15 protein-coding genes and 1 riboswitch are annotated in these 17,159 nt (G+C 45.6%); of the genes, 1 reads left to right on the plus strand and 14 read right to left on the minus strand.

All coding sequences use genetic code 11. The annotated features are described in order from the left end of the window. Positions 1-109: 109 nt before the first annotated feature. The 6 genes from MSP8886_RS15970 to MSP8886_RS15995 all read right to left on the minus strand — a co-directional run bounded on the left by MSP8886_RS15970 (position 110) and on the right by MSP8886_RS15995 (position 3,487). Complete coding sequence (locus tag MSP8886_RS15970; protein ID WP_245659118.1) at positions 110-364, minus strand: hypothetical protein; 255 nt, start codon at positions 362-364, stop codon at positions 110-112. 90 nt (positions 365-454) lie between these two features. Next, positions 455-1,081 carry a LysE family translocator gene (locus MSP8886_RS15975; RefSeq protein ID WP_067018255.1) on the minus strand — a complete coding sequence of 209 codons (627 nt, stop codon included), beginning with the start codon at positions 1,079-1,081 and terminating at the stop codon, positions 455-457. Between the two features lie 70 nt (positions 1,082-1,151). Beyond that, a complete protein-coding gene (locus tag MSP8886_RS15980; protein ID WP_067018257.1) occupies positions 1,152-1,553 on the minus strand; it encodes a YunG family protein in 402 nt (133 codons plus the stop codon). A 129-nt stretch (positions 1,554-1,682) separates the two neighbouring features. Next, positions 1,683-2,282, minus strand: coding sequence for an HAD family hydrolase (locus MSP8886_RS15985; RefSeq protein ID WP_067018542.1), 600 nt, complete (start codon positions 2,280-2,282; stop codon positions 1,683-1,685). A 124-nt stretch (positions 2,283-2,406) separates the two neighbouring features. Continuing rightward, entirely contained in the window at positions 2,407-2,964 is a 558-nt protein-coding gene (locus MSP8886_RS15990) for a hypothetical protein (protein WP_067018259.1), read from the minus strand. A gap of 19 nt (positions 2,965-2,983) precedes the next feature. Then, complete coding sequence (locus tag MSP8886_RS15995) at positions 2,984-3,487, minus strand: GNAT family N-acetyltransferase (protein WP_067018261.1); 504 nt, start codon at positions 3,485-3,487, stop codon at positions 2,984-2,986. A 353-nt stretch (positions 3,488-3,840) separates the two neighbouring features. On the opposite strand from MSP8886_RS15995, the gene MSP8886_RS16000 reads away from it, so the two are divergent. Then, the gene (locus MSP8886_RS16000) at positions 3,841-4,803 is read left to right on the plus strand and encodes an integron integrase (protein WP_067018263.1); all 963 of its coding nucleotides are present in this window, start codon (positions 3,841-3,843) and stop codon (positions 4,801-4,803) included. 72 nt (positions 4,804-4,875) lie between these two features. Here MSP8886_RS16000 and atzF read toward each other — a convergent pair whose 3' ends face one another. The 8 genes from atzF to MSP8886_RS16045 form a co-directional block, all read right to left on the minus strand. Continuing rightward, positions 4,876-6,705 (minus strand): allophanate hydrolase, encoded by a 1,830-nt coding sequence (gene atzF / locus MSP8886_RS16005; protein WP_067018266.1) that lies wholly within the window; start codon positions 6,703-6,705, stop codon positions 4,876-4,878. A 23-nt stretch (positions 6,706-6,728) separates the two neighbouring features. Next, positions 6,729-10,370, minus strand: coding sequence for an urea carboxylase (gene uca, locus MSP8886_RS16010; protein ID WP_067018267.1), 3,642 nt, complete (start codon positions 10,368-10,370; stop codon positions 6,729-6,731). A gap of 266 nt (positions 10,371-10,636) precedes the next feature. Then, the gene (locus tag MSP8886_RS16015; RefSeq protein ID WP_067018269.1) at positions 10,637-11,281 is read right to left on the minus strand and encodes an urea amidolyase associated protein UAAP2; all 645 of its coding nucleotides are present in this window, start codon (positions 11,279-11,281) and stop codon (positions 10,637-10,639) included. A gap of 2 nt (positions 11,282-11,283) precedes the next feature. Continuing rightward, positions 11,284-12,024 (minus strand): urea amidolyase associated protein UAAP1, encoded by a 741-nt coding sequence (locus MSP8886_RS16020; protein ID WP_067018272.1) that lies wholly within the window; start codon positions 12,022-12,024, stop codon positions 11,284-11,286. Between the two features lie 20 nt (positions 12,025-12,044). Then, positions 12,045-12,902 (minus strand): ABC transporter ATP-binding protein, encoded by an 858-nt coding sequence (locus tag MSP8886_RS16025; RefSeq protein ID WP_083200989.1) that lies wholly within the window; start codon positions 12,900-12,902, stop codon positions 12,045-12,047. Continuing rightward, positions 12,899-13,717 (minus strand): ABC transporter permease, encoded by an 819-nt coding sequence (locus tag MSP8886_RS16030; protein ID WP_067018544.1) that lies wholly within the window; start codon positions 13,715-13,717, stop codon positions 12,899-12,901. The genes MSP8886_RS16025 and MSP8886_RS16030 overlap by 4 nt, the downstream gene beginning before the upstream one ends. A 99-nt stretch (positions 13,718-13,816) precedes the next feature. Then, entirely contained in the window at positions 13,817-14,869 is a 1,053-nt protein-coding gene (locus MSP8886_RS16035; protein ID WP_067018273.1) for a putative urea ABC transporter substrate-binding protein, read from the minus strand. Positions 14,870-14,931: 62 nt separating this feature from the next. Further along, positions 14,932-15,040, minus strand: a riboswitch (guanidine-I (ykkC/yxkD leader). A 388-nt stretch (positions 15,041-15,428) separates the two neighbouring features. Then, positions 15,429-16,904 carry a carbohydrate porin gene (locus MSP8886_RS16045; RefSeq protein WP_217491356.1) on the minus strand — a complete coding sequence of 492 codons (1,476 nt, stop codon included), beginning with the start codon at positions 16,902-16,904 and terminating at the stop codon, positions 15,429-15,431. Positions 16,905-17,159: the final 255 nt, after the last annotated feature.

Raw genomic sequence — 17,159 nt, forward strand, 5'->3', positions numbered from 1 at the left:
GCTGAGTTTCTGTAAGATGGCTTCTTTAAAGGCTCTTGAATGTCTTTGGTAATCCACTGGTTTTAACTTACCGCCCCCTGTCTATTTATAATATCAAATGAGGCGACAACTATCCTGACACAGGGGGCATGTGAGGATACGTAGTACCTACCCCTAAACATCCGTCCTCTAGGAATGAAACATCTATAACTTTGAGATGTATTTCACGCTTACCTGATTTCTGAGTAATAACATCGCCAATACCTACATCTGGTTCATCTGTGTATGGCACCAGAACTTGACCTTTGGACATGTTGCGTTGTCCTTTGTATTCCGTGCCTGCGATAGTCAATGTTTCTGGGTATGCGAGCTTGTCAAAATCCACCTTTCTCTCCTATGTGCTCCTAGCTGAGCATTAGTGCATAACGTTTGTGGCACGGGCGAGGAACGAGTCCTGTGCCCACATTTGTTCTATTTAGTTCGTAGATGAAAGTAATTTCAACCCCAAACCACCATAAACAACTGAAAAAATCTTTAATATTTTGCTTCTCGATTTTCGATAAAACCTTACAAATGATCTACTTGAAAATATTGACGCATACGCCACGTGAATAATTACTGAAAGAGTGAAAGTGCCAACGATTGCAGCAATTGAAACCCAAGCTGGAGCGTTGTTAAATGTAGATAATGATACTATTGCAACCCAAGCTAGCGCAGCTTTAGGGTTCGTCATCATCAGCGCGTAACCTCCGGTAAAATATCGTTTGGGTATTAACCCATGTGTCTTAGAGGTCCTATCTGAGGCTTCAGTCTTAGCTGACTTATAGGATTTGATGGCGAGATAAATTAAGTAGCACCCTCCAAACACCTTTATCAAAAATAGTAATTCAGCGTATTTAGCAATAATCTGAGTCAGGCCTAAAACACTTAGAGTCGCCCACGTCAAAGAGCCGAATGCGATACCAAGACCAAACAATAAACCCGCAGCTTTACCTTTTTCTAGCGAGATATTAAGAACACCAAAAACATTTGGGCCTGGTGAAAGTACTGCAAAAATAAACGCAGTATATGTTAGTAACAACGCATTTATGTACTCAACCATTTCCAACTCCCTTTAAATAGAACGCTTAAAGCATGGGCGCGGTCTTTTTCGCGTCCCATGCCTTTGATTGTTAGGTAGAGGCTGCCGCGTCTACCTGGTTCTTTTCTAATTTGCTACGGACCAAATTTGATAAGTTCAAATAACGGTCAGCTCCATTCTTTGGTGGTTTGTTTGGTCTTACGAATGAAGAAGGTTCTTTCAATTCCTCATTTTTCCAAAACTGGTCAGCAGTAGAATCAAATGGAGTACCATCGGGTAACTCGTTTGAATAATGAAAGCCCACTTGCTCTTCACCTACAAAAACCTTCCATAGAACTAGCTTTCCACCGAAATAGTCATTAATTATTAATGATGAAGCTCCACACTGCCCACGGCTTGGGTTGGATGGCGTCCAATTCTCGGGCTCTTCTGTATTTTCAAGTGACCAGCTATCCTGAAGGGCTTTTAGTACTTCATCTAAATTTGGATTCATACTTGCTTGTAATTCCTTAGATACCTAACGCCCGCATAAACTGCGGAGTAAGTTGGACGCTTTTTTGCGCCTTTTTATGCAAAAAATCGGACAGCTTTCGGAGTCAGATTTGATGCATTTGTTAGAGCTCTAGCGCTCAGGATGCGGCTCCCAGTTTAAATACGCTTCATCTGCCACACTCAACATTGCCAAGTCTTCTTTTGTATCACCATAGGCATAGATTTGTTCATACTGCTCTAGCTCAAACTTGGAGCCAATCAATTTCGGCTTATTGGCACAACTGCAGTCACCATTTACATAGCGTCCAGAAAACCTACCGCTGTCAACTTCAAGTTCACTGCAAACGAGAGCAAACCCATTTTGAGCACACCAGGGCTTTAAATAAACGTCGAGAGAGGCTGAAACAATAACGATTTGATCTCCATTATTTTTGTGCCATTTAAGCTTATTTAAAGCCACTTCTCTAAGGTGGTTAGGCACAACATCCGCAGCGTATTCCTCCCCAGCGGCTGCGACTTCATCAACCTTACGACCAGAGAAAGCCACAAAGCTAGCAATGGTTCTCATTCTAGGAGCCGGAATGACACCCACTTTATAAAGTATGAAAAATGGTGGCAACACTATCTTGGCTAGTAGTGCTCGCCGTCTTGTTCCAGAAAAGTGCAGAAACTTTGTATACATATCTGCATTGGTGATCGTCCCATCGAAATCAAACAGTGCAATATTCAAAGTTTCCTCCAAGCTCTAACGCCTTGGTCAGTGGACCAGCGTAGTGGAGCAAATTTTATGGTAAAAAGAGCGCAGCGATACCATAAAAATTGCGGAGCGTAACTGGTTCCACTGCACCAAATTGTTAGATACCATACTGCTCGGCCAATATTTCACCAAAAAGATAGCATTGCTCACAATAAACCAATAAATCAAAGAGCACACACCAATCAGATTTTCCTTTCTTTCCATGAAGCATGACCACTCGCGCTAAATCTGGCTCCCCAATTTTGGTCAATTCCGCCTGTGTAATTGCGTCCTCAAAAGCACCCGCAAGTACAAATTTATCTACATGTATTATCTTATTTGAAACTTCTCTCAAGCTTGTCAAAACGCAAGTGGAAATTCTATCGAAAGCATATTCCTGCTTAACAAAAGCAGTATCCATTATAGATCTATCATTATGAAAAGCATGACTAGTATCTGATACAAGATTTTTGAACTCGTCATCCAAATTACGTTGGTGAATGGCCAATTCGACCAACTTTACTTTTATTGTGCTAAGGAAGCCGGTAACTGTGTACTGATATATTGGATGATCTATGTCTAAATCGGAAAAATCAAAATGTACAAAACCTCGAGTTAACAACATTAACTCAAAAGAAATGTCTCTCAATCTGTAAGCATCTGCACCTAGTTTCATATTTTATCTAACGCTTCAATCACGCGCTCGTCGCGTGCATTGGCTTGTTATCTTCTGCCAAGCTTTCAATTTGAGGTAAATTCAACCGAAACACCGAGATTTCATCTAGTTTCTTTGCTCCGATATTCGAATAAAATTTAATTGCCGAGTCATTGGTTTTAAGTGCCCACCATTCAAAACGAGCACAACCTTTTTCTTTTGCTAATTGAGCTAGATAGATCAGCGTTTTTTTACCAACTCCATTCCCTTGGAACTCTGGCTCAATATATAAATCATCTAGATGCAAACCTCGTTTTCCCGTTGTGGTAGAGAACGTGTAATAATAAACAGCAAAACCGCATGGTTTTTCATCAATTTGTAAAATCAAAGCTTTTGCCGTAGCGTCCTTTCCAAGAAGATTTGCCTCTATGTCCGATAGTGTAGCGGATATTTCAAATGGAAATTCTTCAGCAATAGCCAGATCTCGAATATATTTCAAAATTAACTTTGAATCACCGCTCTGGGCGAGTTTGAATGTCAACATTTAATTCATGCTCCGGAAAGATAACATTTTAATAGTGCGCATGCGCTTTTAGACAATTCCAAAAAGTTCTAATGAACGCCGTAAGTAACTGAATCAAAGTTACTTTACGAAATTACTCACAGAAACTAAAACTGGAAAAACGAGCATGCGTGTTTACACATTTATCCACAGCACGTTATTTCTGATGCGTATATTCTTATTCATTGATACTAAAAGACTTTAAGGCATGCTGCCAGTGCAGACACGCAATTTTTTGATTATTTTTCAGACAATCCGTGCCAAAAATTGGCAAGCTGAAAAAATATACTGTATATTTATACAGATTTAGGTCAATTATCCACAAGGAGTGTGTGATGTCTTCCAGTCCTTTTCTTAACTTTATTCGTAATGAACTCAGGCTGCGCGGCTATAGCTTAAAAATAGAGAAGTCTTACCTGTATTGGATTAAATATTTTATTCGATTCCATAAGCTGCAGCACCCTCAAAATATGGGGGCAGAAGAAGTAAGAGCGTTTTTATCATTTTTGGCAATTGAACAAAATGTTGCAATTAACACACAAAAATCTGCCCTTAATGCCCTCGCATTTTTATATAACAAGCTACTTGATCAACCATTAGGAGACTTAGGATTTCAGCATGCTAAACAAGGTCGGCGCTTACCCATTGTTTTAGCACCTAACGACATTCAAAAAATACTAAGCTGCTTAAATGAACGGGATCACTTAATGTTCTCATTGCTATATGGCTCAGGACTTAGGATCAGTGAGTGCTTACGTATTCGCATTCAAGATATTAATTTGGATCAAGGTAGCTTGGTGGTACGATGCAGCAAAGGCAATAAAGATAGAACCACGATTCTTAGCCGTAAATTAGCTGAATCTTTAAACAAACAAAAATCCTATGCTCAAAAAATCCAACAAGACGACAATACAAAGGGATACGGCCCTTCTTTGCCCTTCGCACTGTCTAGAAAGTATCCGAACGCATTTCGTCAATTAAGTTGGATGTTTTTATTTCCCTCTACATCAATCAGCCCGCACCCTTTGACTGGCGAATTATGCCGGCATCATTTACATGATTCAGTGCCCCGTAAAGCATTAAAAACAGCAGTCCATGAAGCAGGAATTAATGAAACAAGAGTAAATTGTCACACCTTCCGCCATTCTTTTGCGACTCACTTATTGATGGCCGGACGAGATATAAGAACTGTTCAAGAGTTGTTAGGCCATAACGATGTGTCAACCACACAAATTTATACGCATGTAATAGGTCAACATTTTGCTGGAACCAATAGTCCACTAGACCAACTGCTATAAATAACATTTCCATAAAACCACTTCTCTATCGCTAGAAAAGTGGTTTTCGTTGTCTCTGCGTTTACCGTCTTGCTATTTCAATGACGCCAAATACGCTCGCCAGCCTTTAAAATGGGTGATGTCTTGTGCGTCTTCGATGCCGTAAGGTTCACAGATAAACCCTGCCACTTGGCTGCCGTTGGCGAGTGTTATTTTGCCGATGCCGAGGGGCGCGGGGATGCCTGCGACAAAACTGCCAAAGTGTTGTGTTGGCACAGACCAAACTTCCACTTCGATGGCGTCACCATTGTCTTTATCGAGTATCAACCCAGGGCGAAGCGGAGGCCCGCCTGCCAGTGCGTACATGCGATACATGGTTGCGGTGGTGGTTTTGGCTTTTAGGGTGGCGCCGCGTTCCGTTAGTTGCCAGTTGAGTGGCTGGCCTGCTAAATGCGCGCCGCAAACCATGACGTCGATGGTTTTCGGGTTGCTCACAGGGGTTGTGTTGTTTGGCGTTGCCACAACCTCTAAAGCCCCTTTTTTTAGGGGAAGCGCTTGCTGAATGCGGTTGGCAATAGACATTAACATACGGTCGCTAAACGTCGGCCCCACAAGCGTGATACCAAATGGCATGTCGTTGTCTGTCATTACAGTGGGAACGGCAATGGAAGCCAGATCAATCAGGTTCATAAAGTTGGTGTAATAGCCCAACTCGCTATTGTGCTTAATCGGCTCAGCGAGCATTTCTGCTATGGTGAAGTGGCGCCCTGCTGTGGGCGTCAGCAAACAATCCACCTTTGCCATTTGTGCCAAACAAATTTGCTTCAAATCGTTAATGCGATATTGGGCTTTAAACAAGGCCGTTGCCGGCGGTTTGCCACCTGGCGCGATGATTTCCCGCACGACAGGGAAAATCGCCTCTGGATTCTCGTCAATCAGAGGTTGAGTGGCAATGTAGCGCTCGGACACCCAAGGACCTTCGTATAAAAGTTGGGCGATTTCATCAAAGGGAGCATAGTCGATTTCTTGAAAGGCAAAGCCCTGCTCTTTAAGCAATGCTAACGTCTCGAAATAGGCTTTTTCATAGCTTTCATCACCAAAGAATTTCAATTGATGAGCGGGAATCACACCGACGGTTAATGGCCCCGTACGTAAACCATAATGGCGAGCTTGATTGTCGAAGGGGTTCTGGCGGCTGTAGCCGTCTCGTTCATCGAAGCCTTCTGCGGCCGCGAGCGCTGTATTGGCATCGTCGGTGTTATAAACAAAAATGGTCATGCAATCCAAGCTACGACAAGCAGGCACTAAACCCGTTGCCGATAACAAGCCTATGCTCGGTTTCACGCCAACCAAATTATTAAAGCAAGCCGGAACACGGCCCGAGCCAGCGGTGTCAGTGCCTAAGCTGAAACTGGCTAAACCAAGGGCCACAGCAACCGCCGAACCTGAGCTGGAACCACCACTGATGTAATCGTAATGAAACGAATTATGGCAAGCACCGTAAGGCGAGCGGGTACCGTTCAAACCTGTAGCAAATTGGTCTAAATTGGTTTTGCCAACGGGAATCGCCCCCGCATCGATCAGCTGTTGCACCACTTGAGCCGAGGCGCTCGGTGTGTAAGCAAACGCATCACAACCTGCCGTGGTCGGAATGCCCGCCAAATCGATGTTGTCTTTAATGGCAAACGGAATTCCCCATAGGGGGTGCGTGTCCATGTCTTTACTTTTTAGGCCTTCCAGCCAAACCGCTTGTTCCGTTTCAGTTAACAGGTGAATCCAAATGTTGTGATCTTTGTAATCGGCTGCGCGCTCTCGGATGTCCGCCATTACGCTTTCAGGACTGGTTTTACCCGCTTGATAAGCGCTGCGCAGGGCAGAAAATCCCATGTCCAATCCACTTTGTGTTTCTAATTGCATGCCCATAGTTTGCTCCTCAATCTTCTACTTTATTCTTCAAGAACGACAATTGCTTGCCCTGCATTAACGCGGCTGCCGTCTTTTAATAACAAATTCGCTACCGCGCCTGCGCTAGGGGCATAGATGGGAATTTCCATTTTCATGGATTCTAAAATCACTAGCAGTTGCCCTGCTTGCACCTGATCCCCTTCTGCCACTTGAGTTTGCCAGACGCTACCAGAGACGGGGCTATCAACGACGGTCGCGTCTTCGCTCCAGGTGATGTCGGTGGAAACGGCTTCGGCTTCGTCTGTATCAAAATGGAATTGACCATTGGCATGCCAGCGCGCTAATTCGTCTTCAAAGGCTTTATTACGACCTTGTTTGAAGCTCTCAATGCTGTCTTGGTTGTCATCGATAAAGCTTTGATAGTCAGACAAAGAGAAGGTGCTCTCTTCGATGCGTATTGGGCTTTTATTTCCAGGGAAAGTGTCATGGGGGAAGTCTTTACGGATCTGCTCCAGTTCTTCGTGGCTCACTTCGTAAAAACGAATTTGGTCAAAGAAGCGCAATAACCAAGGTTTGCTGAACGCGCTGGTCTGACGATAGCGGTTCCACATTTGTAATGTCCGGCCAACAAATTGATAGCCGCCAGGGCCTTCCATGCCATACACACACAAGTATGATCCACCGATGCCCACCGAGTTTTCCGCAGTCCAGGTACGTGCTGGGTTGTATTTGGTGGTCACTAGACGATGACGCGGATCCACTGGCGTGGCCACGGGGGCACCAAGGTACACATCCCCCAAACCCATCACCAAATAGCTCGCACTGAACAGGATGTCTTTGACCTCGTTAATGCTGTCTAGGCCATTGATACGACGGATAAACTCTAGATTACTTGGGCACCAAGGGGCATTAGAACGTACGGATTGGGCGTATTTGTCGATGGCTTCTTGGCAAGCTCTGTCATCCCATGACAAAGGCAAATAGACAATTCTTGATGGCACGGTGAGTTCATCAAGCTGTGTGCTTAAGGCTTGCTCCGCCGTTTCTAGATGGCCTAATAAAGCCGTGTAGCTCAGTTGTTGACTGTCGTAGTGAATCTGCAAGGAGCGAATCCCCGGTGTCAGTTCACGCATTCCGGCTAATGGGTTTTGCTCTAGCCATTGCATCAAGGCGTGAGCACGAAAACGCAAACGAATATCCAGTATTTGCTCACCATATTCCACCAGCAGGAAGTGATCTCCCGCCGCACGATAGACGATTTCGTCACCAAACCGATCCGCCGATAACGTTTTCAGAATCGGTGTCTGCTCTTCACAAGGGATGTCACAAGAGGGAATGTCGCGTTCAAACGCGGTGAGATTTGCCAAGCCGTTATTTTGGGCGGCTTCTAGGGCCACGGCGTTTTCCAAGGTCACAGGAATAAAACGAATTTTATCCCCTGCGCGAAGTTGACCCAGCTTCCATAAATCCGCTGTAATCACCGTAGCAGGGCAAACAAAGCCACCAAGGGATGGACCGTCTGGCCCTAAAATCACTGGCATGTCGCCGGTAAAATCCACACTACCAAAAGCGTAAGCGTTGTCATGAATATTGGACGGATGAAGCCCTGCTTCACCACCGTCGTTACGTGCCCATTTCGGTTTTGGGCCGATTAAGCGCACCCCGGTACGGCTGGAGTTATAATGGATTTCCCAGTCTGTGCTGAAGAACATCTGGATGTCTTCTGGGGTGAAGAAATCTGGCGAGCCATGTGGTCCGTAGATCACCCGCAATTCATGGTGATTGCCCAGCTGGGGCACCAATTCGCCTGGGGCATGTGTGGGCAAATTGTCCAAAGACGCAGGTAACGTGTGCAAAACATCGCCTGTTTGAATGGCTCGGCCATTGTGACCACCAAAGTGTCCCAGTGTGAAAGTGGATTTCGACCCCAAATAATCGGGACAATCAAAACCACCCGCTACGGCTAAATAGGCCCGTGCGCCCTGCTCTTTGATGCGACCCAAAGCTAACGTCTCGCCCGCTTTGATGGTCACTACTTGGTTTTGCTCAATGGCTTGGCCATCGATTGTTGCATCAATCATCGCTCCACAAACGACCAGGCATGTTGCAAAGCTGAATTTCAAACTTGGCCCTTGCAGGGTAATTTCCATGGCGGCGGCAGAGTCTGGGTTATTCAGCAAGCGGTTGGCGAGACGGAAATGGTAATTATCAAAAGGGCCTGACGGAGGCACGCCCACATTCCAATGATGTTGGCGACCAGGAAAATCTTGCAAGGTGGTTTGTGTACCGCCACTGAGCACATCAATACGTTCTGGCTGGTAGACATACTGGTTGAGATAACGTGTACTCACTTCACCACGCAGTAAAACAGGGTCGATAACCAAGTTTTTCAAGTAGTCTAAGTTGGTTTCTGTGCCATATAGCACACAGTCGTCGAGGGTAGCTTTTAACTGGGCAAAGGCGCTCTCGCGATTCGCCTGATGGATAATCACTTTCGCCAGCATAGGATCAAAATACGGTGACACTTCGATACCAGTTTCGACCCAAGTATCAATGCGAACACCCGAACCAGCAGCAACCTTAGTATTAGCCAAAGGCCACTGAACCTGACTCAACAAACCGGCACAAGGCTGAAAGTCTTTATACGGGTCTTCCGCGTAAAGGCGCACTTGTACCGCATGACCCTTCGGTTTTAACGCTTCACGCTTAGCGTCTAGGGCAAGGTCTTCGCCAGCGGCAAGACGTATCATCCATTCCACCAAGTCCACACCGTAGACCATTTCGGTGACGCCATGTTCCACCTGCAAACGCGTATTCACTTCCAAAAAGTAAAACTCGTCCGTGTCCATATCGTAGATAAATTCTACCGTACCAGCATTGCGATACTGAACAGACGACAATAATAACTCAGCGGTTTGATGAAGCTGTTTGCGCACCTCATCGGTAAGGTTTGGCGCGGGGCATTCTTCGACGACTTTTTGGTTACGACGTTGGCTAGAGCAATCGCGCTCCCCCAGTGCTAATGCGCTCCCTTTGCCATCGGCAAAGATCTGCACTTCAATATGACGAGCGCGAGCAATGAACTTCTCTAAAAAAACGCCGTCGTCCGCAAAGTTATTGGCACCTAAACGACGCACGGAATCAAAGCTGTCTCGTAAGCCTTTCTCATCGTGGCATAGATGCATACCAATGCCACCGCCACCCGCCGTGCTTTTTAGCATCACAGGGTAGCCAATGGCGCTTGCGGTTTGGCAAGCGCTGTCTAAATCGGTGAGCAATTCGGAGCCTGGCGACAGTGGTACATTGGCTTTTTCTGCCAATTCCCGTGCTCTGTGTTTCAGGCCAAACTCAATCATTTGTTCGGCGGTTGGGCCAATAAAGGCAATGCCTTCTTCTTCACAGCGACGAACAAAGGCCGCGTTTTCACTCAAAAAACCGTAGCCGGGATGAATCGCCTGGGCACCCGATTGTTTGGCTATATTGAGTATTTTGTCCATATCCAAATAGGTGTCGCTGGCACTGCCTTCGCCTAAGGAATAAGCTTCATCCGCGCGTTTAACGTGTAAACTTTTGGCATCGGATTCGGAGTACACGGCCACGGAGCCAATCTGCATGGTGTTAAGCGTGCGAATAATACGAGTGGCGATGGCGCCTCGATTGGCTATTAAAACCTTATTAAACATGGTTCAACCTTGTCCGGGCCGTCCCGGAGTGAGATAAACCTCAGTGGCCGTCCACTGGGCTAACTAAAACGATCAGCTCTATCGGTCGTGACAGAGTGTTTCATGAACAAAGCCTGTATTAAACAAGCCAGAATGTCTGAGTAAAAACAGGTATAGAAAACGCTCAGTCGAAATACAGTCCCTGTATTTAACAACCTGCCGCCCCCATCCATGAGGCTGCTTATTTCGTAAGCTGTTTTCTCTATCAAGCATCTCAGACTACCAATTTAGCGTTTATCCCAGACCAACATATCCACTGGCGTTGGGTTATAGCCGTTACAAGGGTTATTTAATTGTGGGCAATTAGAAATCAGCACGATAATGTCCATTTTGGCCACCATTTCCACGTATTTGCCGGGGGCTGAAATCCCATCTTCAAAGGTCAAACCACCCGCTTGCGTCACAGGCACATTCATAAAAAAGTTGATGTTGTGGCTAATGTCGCGCTTCGATAAGCCAAACTCTGGGTTTTCAGTAATCGCTAACATCCAGCTATCACGACAAGCGTGCATACAACGTTTTTCTAGATCATAACGCACGGTATTACTTTCTGTTGCGCAGGCTCCACCTAGCGTGTCGTGGCGACCACAGGTATCCGCGACGATCTCCAACATAACGTTGTTTTGATTGGAGCGAATTTCTGAGCCAGCAGTTAAATACACGTTGCCTTGCTCGCGAATGGTATCCGTGGCGCTGTAGCGCTCGGCAGGATCATTGGCGTTGTAAAACAAGGTATCCGCCGCTTGATTGCCTTCTAAATCAACGAGACGAAACGTACTGCCCGCTTTTACAACGCCAATAAAATAATCCCCCGCATCAATATGGTAAGTGGTATTGGCATGCTCTGGGTTTAATAGGCTTTCTTTGATCATGATTAGGCCTCCGCGCCAGTGTCTGTGCTCATCTCAGCACCAAGGTAATAAAGTTCGTTATTCGCAAAGCCACGTTGGTTTTCAGGGCGAGACATTTTGCATGAATCGTCCTCTTCCACAGGGGCAGCTTTTTCTAACAGGATGGCAATCGGCTTTTTTGGGTAACTGGCCGCGCTGCTTAATGGATGTGGGCAAGTATGCAACATCACCAAAGTATCCATTTCAAAACGCAAAGTGACACTTGAACCAGCAGGACTGTTGCCTTCCACTAACGACATATTGCCGTCAGCATCGGTACCCACTCGACTAAATAAGTTCAAATTTGCGGCGATGTCGGCTTTGGTTAGTCCATATTTGGCCATTTCTACCAGCATGGCATCGTGACCATTTTGCATCCAATCATTACGATCGTTTTGGTAGTCGCGCTTGCCCCACTTGGCGGCAATGTGAGAGGCGTGACTGTTACCGCTGACGGTTTCATGCCAGCCCACGGAGTCTTCGATAATGGAAGCAAAGATGCGCCCCATGTCAGAATACAAGCAATGACCTTTGGTAAGTTTGAAAGTATGCTGCCCTTTTAAGGTGTCTGGCGCGTTGTAACGTTCCAATAAGTTTTCTGGGTTGTAAAACACCATGCCCACATTGGCATCGCCTTCGATGTCGGTGAGGGTCATTTGCATACCACGGCGCACACGCAGTGACCAGTGGCTAGCGGCCGGAATAATGGTTTCGTACTTTTTCATAATAAATTTTCCTCTGCGTTCTATTCCATACTCGAAATGGGCTGTTCCATTTTAGTAATCGGTCGAAGCTGTTGATCGATTTCGTCATAAAGCGGCTCAGGCATATGACCTACCGGTAGGTCATAGGTGATTGAAGCGCCATAGGCATTGGGGGAATGGGGGTCATGACGCAGTTTGTCGAATACCCATAAGCGTGTGCCGAGGTAGAAGCCTTCTTTTAGATCATGGGTGACCATAAAAATGGTCAGTTTATGTTTGTGCCAAAGGTCCAATACCAAGGCATGCATATCCGCCCGAATGCCTGGGTCTAATGCACCAAAAGGCTCATCCAGCAGTAAAATGCGCGGTTTACAGATCACCGCTTGGGCAATGGCAAGCCGCTGCTTCATACCGCCAGATAACTCGTGGGGATAACGATTCAAGGCATGACCCAGCCCTACTTGTGCCAGCATCTCAGCGGCTTCCTGCTTGGCAACTTTTTTCTCTTTGCCAAATAAGTAGCCAGTGATAGAGGATTTTTGAAAGCCCTTAGCCGCGATGACATTCTCCAACACGGTCATATGGGGAAACACTGAATATTGCTGAAACACAATGCCACGATCGGAACCAGGTTCGTTGGGAATCGGTTTGCCATCCAACAGCAATTCCCCTTCGGTGGCCGTTTCAATCCCTAAGATCATTTTCAAAAAGGTACTTTTGCCGCAACCAGAGGCCCCCACTAAGGTAATAAACTCCCCTTCTTGCACCGAGACATTGACCCGTTCGAGAATAATGTCTTGCCCGTAGGATTTACCTATGTTGGTACCTTGAATAATGGGCGTCACTGCGGCCTTCTTCACGTTGGATACGGCAGTCTTTGTCTGAATAGATTGACTCATGCGCCCCCCTCCAGACTCCAAGGAAAGAGTCGTCGATTCAATCGAGCCAATAAGAAGTCAATCAAGAATGCCAACAGAGTAATCCACGCCACATAAGGCAAAATGATGTCCATGGCAAGATAACGACGTACTAAGAAAATGCGATAACCCAAGCCATCGGTGGAAGAGATGGCTTCTGCGGCGATTAAAAACAGCCAGCCAGAGCCCAATGACAAGCGTATCGCATCAATCAGTTTGGGCATGATTTGCGGTAACAACACGCGAATTAAAATTTGGCTGGTGCTTGCTCCAAGTGTTTGAGCCTTCACCAGTTGTTCTGACGGAATTTCCTGTGTTCGCCGCTGAATATCCCGAGCGATAAACGGGGTAATCCCGATGGCAATCAAGGTAATTTTCGAGGCCTCCCCTAATCCCACAACAATGAATAAAATCGGCAACAACGCCAAAGGCGGCACCAATGAAATCACGGTCAGCAAAGGGGAAAAACTGGCATTCACCACGGGTAAAGCGCCCGTTAATAAACCTATAACCAATCCCAGCAACGCCGCAATCAGCACCCCCGCCCCTAAGCGCCCCAGACTACTCAACGTATCCTGCCAGAACACATAGTCCCCCGTCCGACGACTGGGCTCAAACGCCATACGGTAGATCGCATCGCCCATTTGACTGAACGCAGGCAGCATTTTATCACTGGGGTTGATCGCTAAGCGGGCATCCGAGCTCACCATATAGATCACCAATAACAGAACAAAAGGCAGTAGGCCGATAATAATCGCACTGGTTCTGCTTGGTTTTAAATTAATCATTTTTTTCATGTTGAGTCCCATGACCACTCTCTTCGCTCTTCTTCCCTTAGTTTTCTCAATGAAAACCAAGGGAAGCCAGACCTCCAGAGAATGCGTTTGTCGGGTGAATTACAGTTTTCCGTCGGCTGCCATTTGCATATAGGTCGGGTCAAAGCGCAGTTTGATATTGTTTTTATCGCCAAATACGCCAGCCGGCATTTGAATACCAACCGCCCCTGCACTTGGCGCCCCATCACCTAATAAACCGTGCGCAAACGAGAATTCAGCAACGTGCTTCATGGTGGTGTAGAGTTGTTTACTATCGACCAACTTAAGAGCTGATTGTGGCGTGTAGAACATGTGGGTTTTTGCCAATTGCGCATCGTAACCAGCAAGGTTTGTTTCCGCTGCCTCGGCCATATCCGTACGGACTTCTTTGGCTTTCGCGCTGTTACCTTGCATCAAGCCCATGATTTCGTACCAAGCACCAACAAGGGCTTTACCAAAATTAGGGTTCTCTTTAAGGGTTTTGGTATTGACGACCATGGTGTCTAGGATTTCGCCTGGGATTTGAGAAGAGTCAAACACATCATAGGTGTTCGGCATTTGTAGAATCTCACTGACAATGGGGTTCCATGTCACAGCGGCCGTTACGTCACTGGTGCCAAACACCGATGCCATGTCTGCATCAGAGGTATTCACCACGTTCACGTCTTTTTCGCTCATTCCCACCGAAGCTAAGGCGCGAGCAAGCAAATAGTGAGACACACTAAATTGAACCAAGTTGACGTTTTGGCCTTTAATGTCTTTTAGGTGTTTTTTGCCTTTCAAGATAACCGCATCATTACCATTGGAGTAATCACCGACAATCAGTGCCGTACTGTCTACACCACTGGCTGCGGGGATCGTCAAGGCATCCATATTCGCCATAGTACAGCCATCAAACTGACCTGCGGTATATTGGTTCATGGATTCAACATAGTCATTGATTTGTACGACATCGATATCGATACCGTATTTGTCGCCCCATTTTTTGATAATGCCGGACTCTTGAGCATAAGCCCAAGGCATCCAACCCGCATAAATGGACCAACAGACTTTGAAGTGGTCTTTTGCCAAGACATTGGCAGACAGTAGAAGAGAACAAAGCAGAACGGTTAACTTTTTCGCGGAGTATTGCATAGCGGTCACCTTTTCAGTTTTTACATTACACACGGAGTACCCTTGGCAAATATCGCCATGTGGTCTCCCGGGCTTTTGTCCCGCCGTGTAACCTTGAAACTGACAAGGTCGAATGCTCTCGGACCAGTCACTATATTTTTCTATATAGCCGGAACCCTAGCCTTCTATTACATCAAATTGTGAAGCTCGACTTCCCAAGGGTACGAACTTAATTCATATATAGCAGGTAGCGTGCCAATTATTTAATACCCTTGTTTTCATTGGGTTAATTAAAAAAACAGCCAAAAGTGCAAGAAAGATGTTCTTTTATGTTCGCCCAAAAACAGGTCAAAAAAGTAAAAGCGCACCATGTAAAAGCAGATATATTCGTCAAACATTCAACTTTTTAACAAGCTCACCATTGTTCAAGTCGCTATCCTATGAAAATACACACGAAAAAAAGCTCTTACTATTCAGCAAGAGCTTTTTCCATTCTTATCATCATTATAAGTTTTGTGTTGCTTTTTAGCCGTGCTTCCGTACACCGACATTCGCTTGTAAATCCATTTGCCTATTAGAACTAGAACCAAGTTTCCATTTGTAGGGCGAATAAGGTTCTACCACCTGATCCCATAGGCTTAGCGGTATTGTCTAGACTGATGGTGTAGTTATCTAACTCTTTACTCCAGTTCACATAGCTCACCGCGAAGCGCAATTCTGGGCGAGCAAAAAAGCCACCTGCCGTCGACATTTTCAGCGTTGGAGCAATGGTTGCTTTGTAGAAGTTACCGTTGGCACTGCTTGTGCCGTTATTGAGATCCATGTATTGGTAAGAACCTTCGTACACCATTTCAAAGTTATCAGTAAAGGCTTCAGACAAACGCACATTTAACGAGGCCCATTTGAATTCATCACCTGTTTTAATCCGGTCTTTGCTGTATTCTGCCATGAAAGCTGGAGCCACTTTCCAAGTATCATTTAAGTTAGCCACACCAAAGCTGAATAAACGCACCGCTTTGGCTTTATCATTCAAATTACCGTCTGCGCCAATTCGTTTTAATTCAGCACCTAGACCTTGCCCCATTAAAATCCCAGTTTTAGAAAAGCCTTTAGCTAAACCATAAAAACTTCCGCCATGATAAGCAAATAAGGTATGTATACCACTGTTTGCACGTGTCGTTGGTGAACTTGCTGTTGAAGCACGTTGATCATTTTTCGGAGAAGTCATCCCACTGACCATGAATTGCCATGGCCCAATGTGGTTATTCATGGTGGCAATATAGTTTTTAATATTGTTACTTGAGGTATCGGTGCCAAAATCACGACCGTAAATGGAGAAGTTTGACTTCCAGTTATTGCCTAACTGCACATCATAAATACCCGCCCCTGTACCAGATAAGAAAACGATATCTGAGTCGAAGAAGTGGATATCAAAGTTGTCGCGATCAAAACGCTTACCCGCCCATACTTTGGCATTTTTGAATGCCCCCGTAAAAGAGCTGATATCAGATAACTCAGTATAGACTTGGCGAACGTTGAGTTGACTCTCACTTGAAGTCCAATCATTGCTGCTTCGGTTACCATCCGCAATCATGATTTTATAAAGTGATTTGGTGCCGTTGTCGGCAACACTTTTGTGAATTAAATCCGTTTCCACATAGTTGTCGTCTTCTAGCCCTAAACGGCCTACTGGTGCACCAAGGGCACCGGCCGCTGTCATATATGGGCCAGTTCCAATCACCTTACCATCTCCGGTAGCAGCACCATAACCGTGATTGTTCATCAACAGCCCAGCACGTGCATAGGCATGGAATTCAAAAGAAGAGGCATCATCTGATGCTTTAGTGGCCGCCACCTTTGCTTGAGACGCTTTATCTGACGCTTGCTCTGCCGTTTTTTCTGTCTTATTCAGGCGAGCCTGAAGCTCATTAATCTGTTCTTGCAAAGACTGAAGGCTTGTACTCGTACTTGCATTTGTATCGGCCGCCCATGCTGAAGACATTGGAAATTGCGCTGCTAGCATTGCGATTAGTAGAGTCTTTTTTGTTGTTATCATTTTTTTCTCCATCACATATCAAAATATGACAATTCATCAGGGTAAACATCATCATAAAAGTGCACAGGAGAAATGCGTTCACGGCTTTCATTCAAGCATTAATCACAGTCAACGCAATTCAATAAAAACAACATAACCTTAAGAGTGGGCTGGGTTTTATGTTGTTTTTATTCCCCCAAATATGCATGACGGAGAAGATACTCTAAAGATTGACACTACGACCATAGTGCTTCCTTATTTATTGCAAATTAAGTT

Origin of the sequence: Marinomonas spartinae, from assembly GCF_900089775.1 — a bacterium.
Taxonomy (GTDB): Bacteria; Pseudomonadota; Gammaproteobacteria; order Pseudomonadales; family Marinomonadaceae; genus Marinomonas; species Marinomonas spartinae.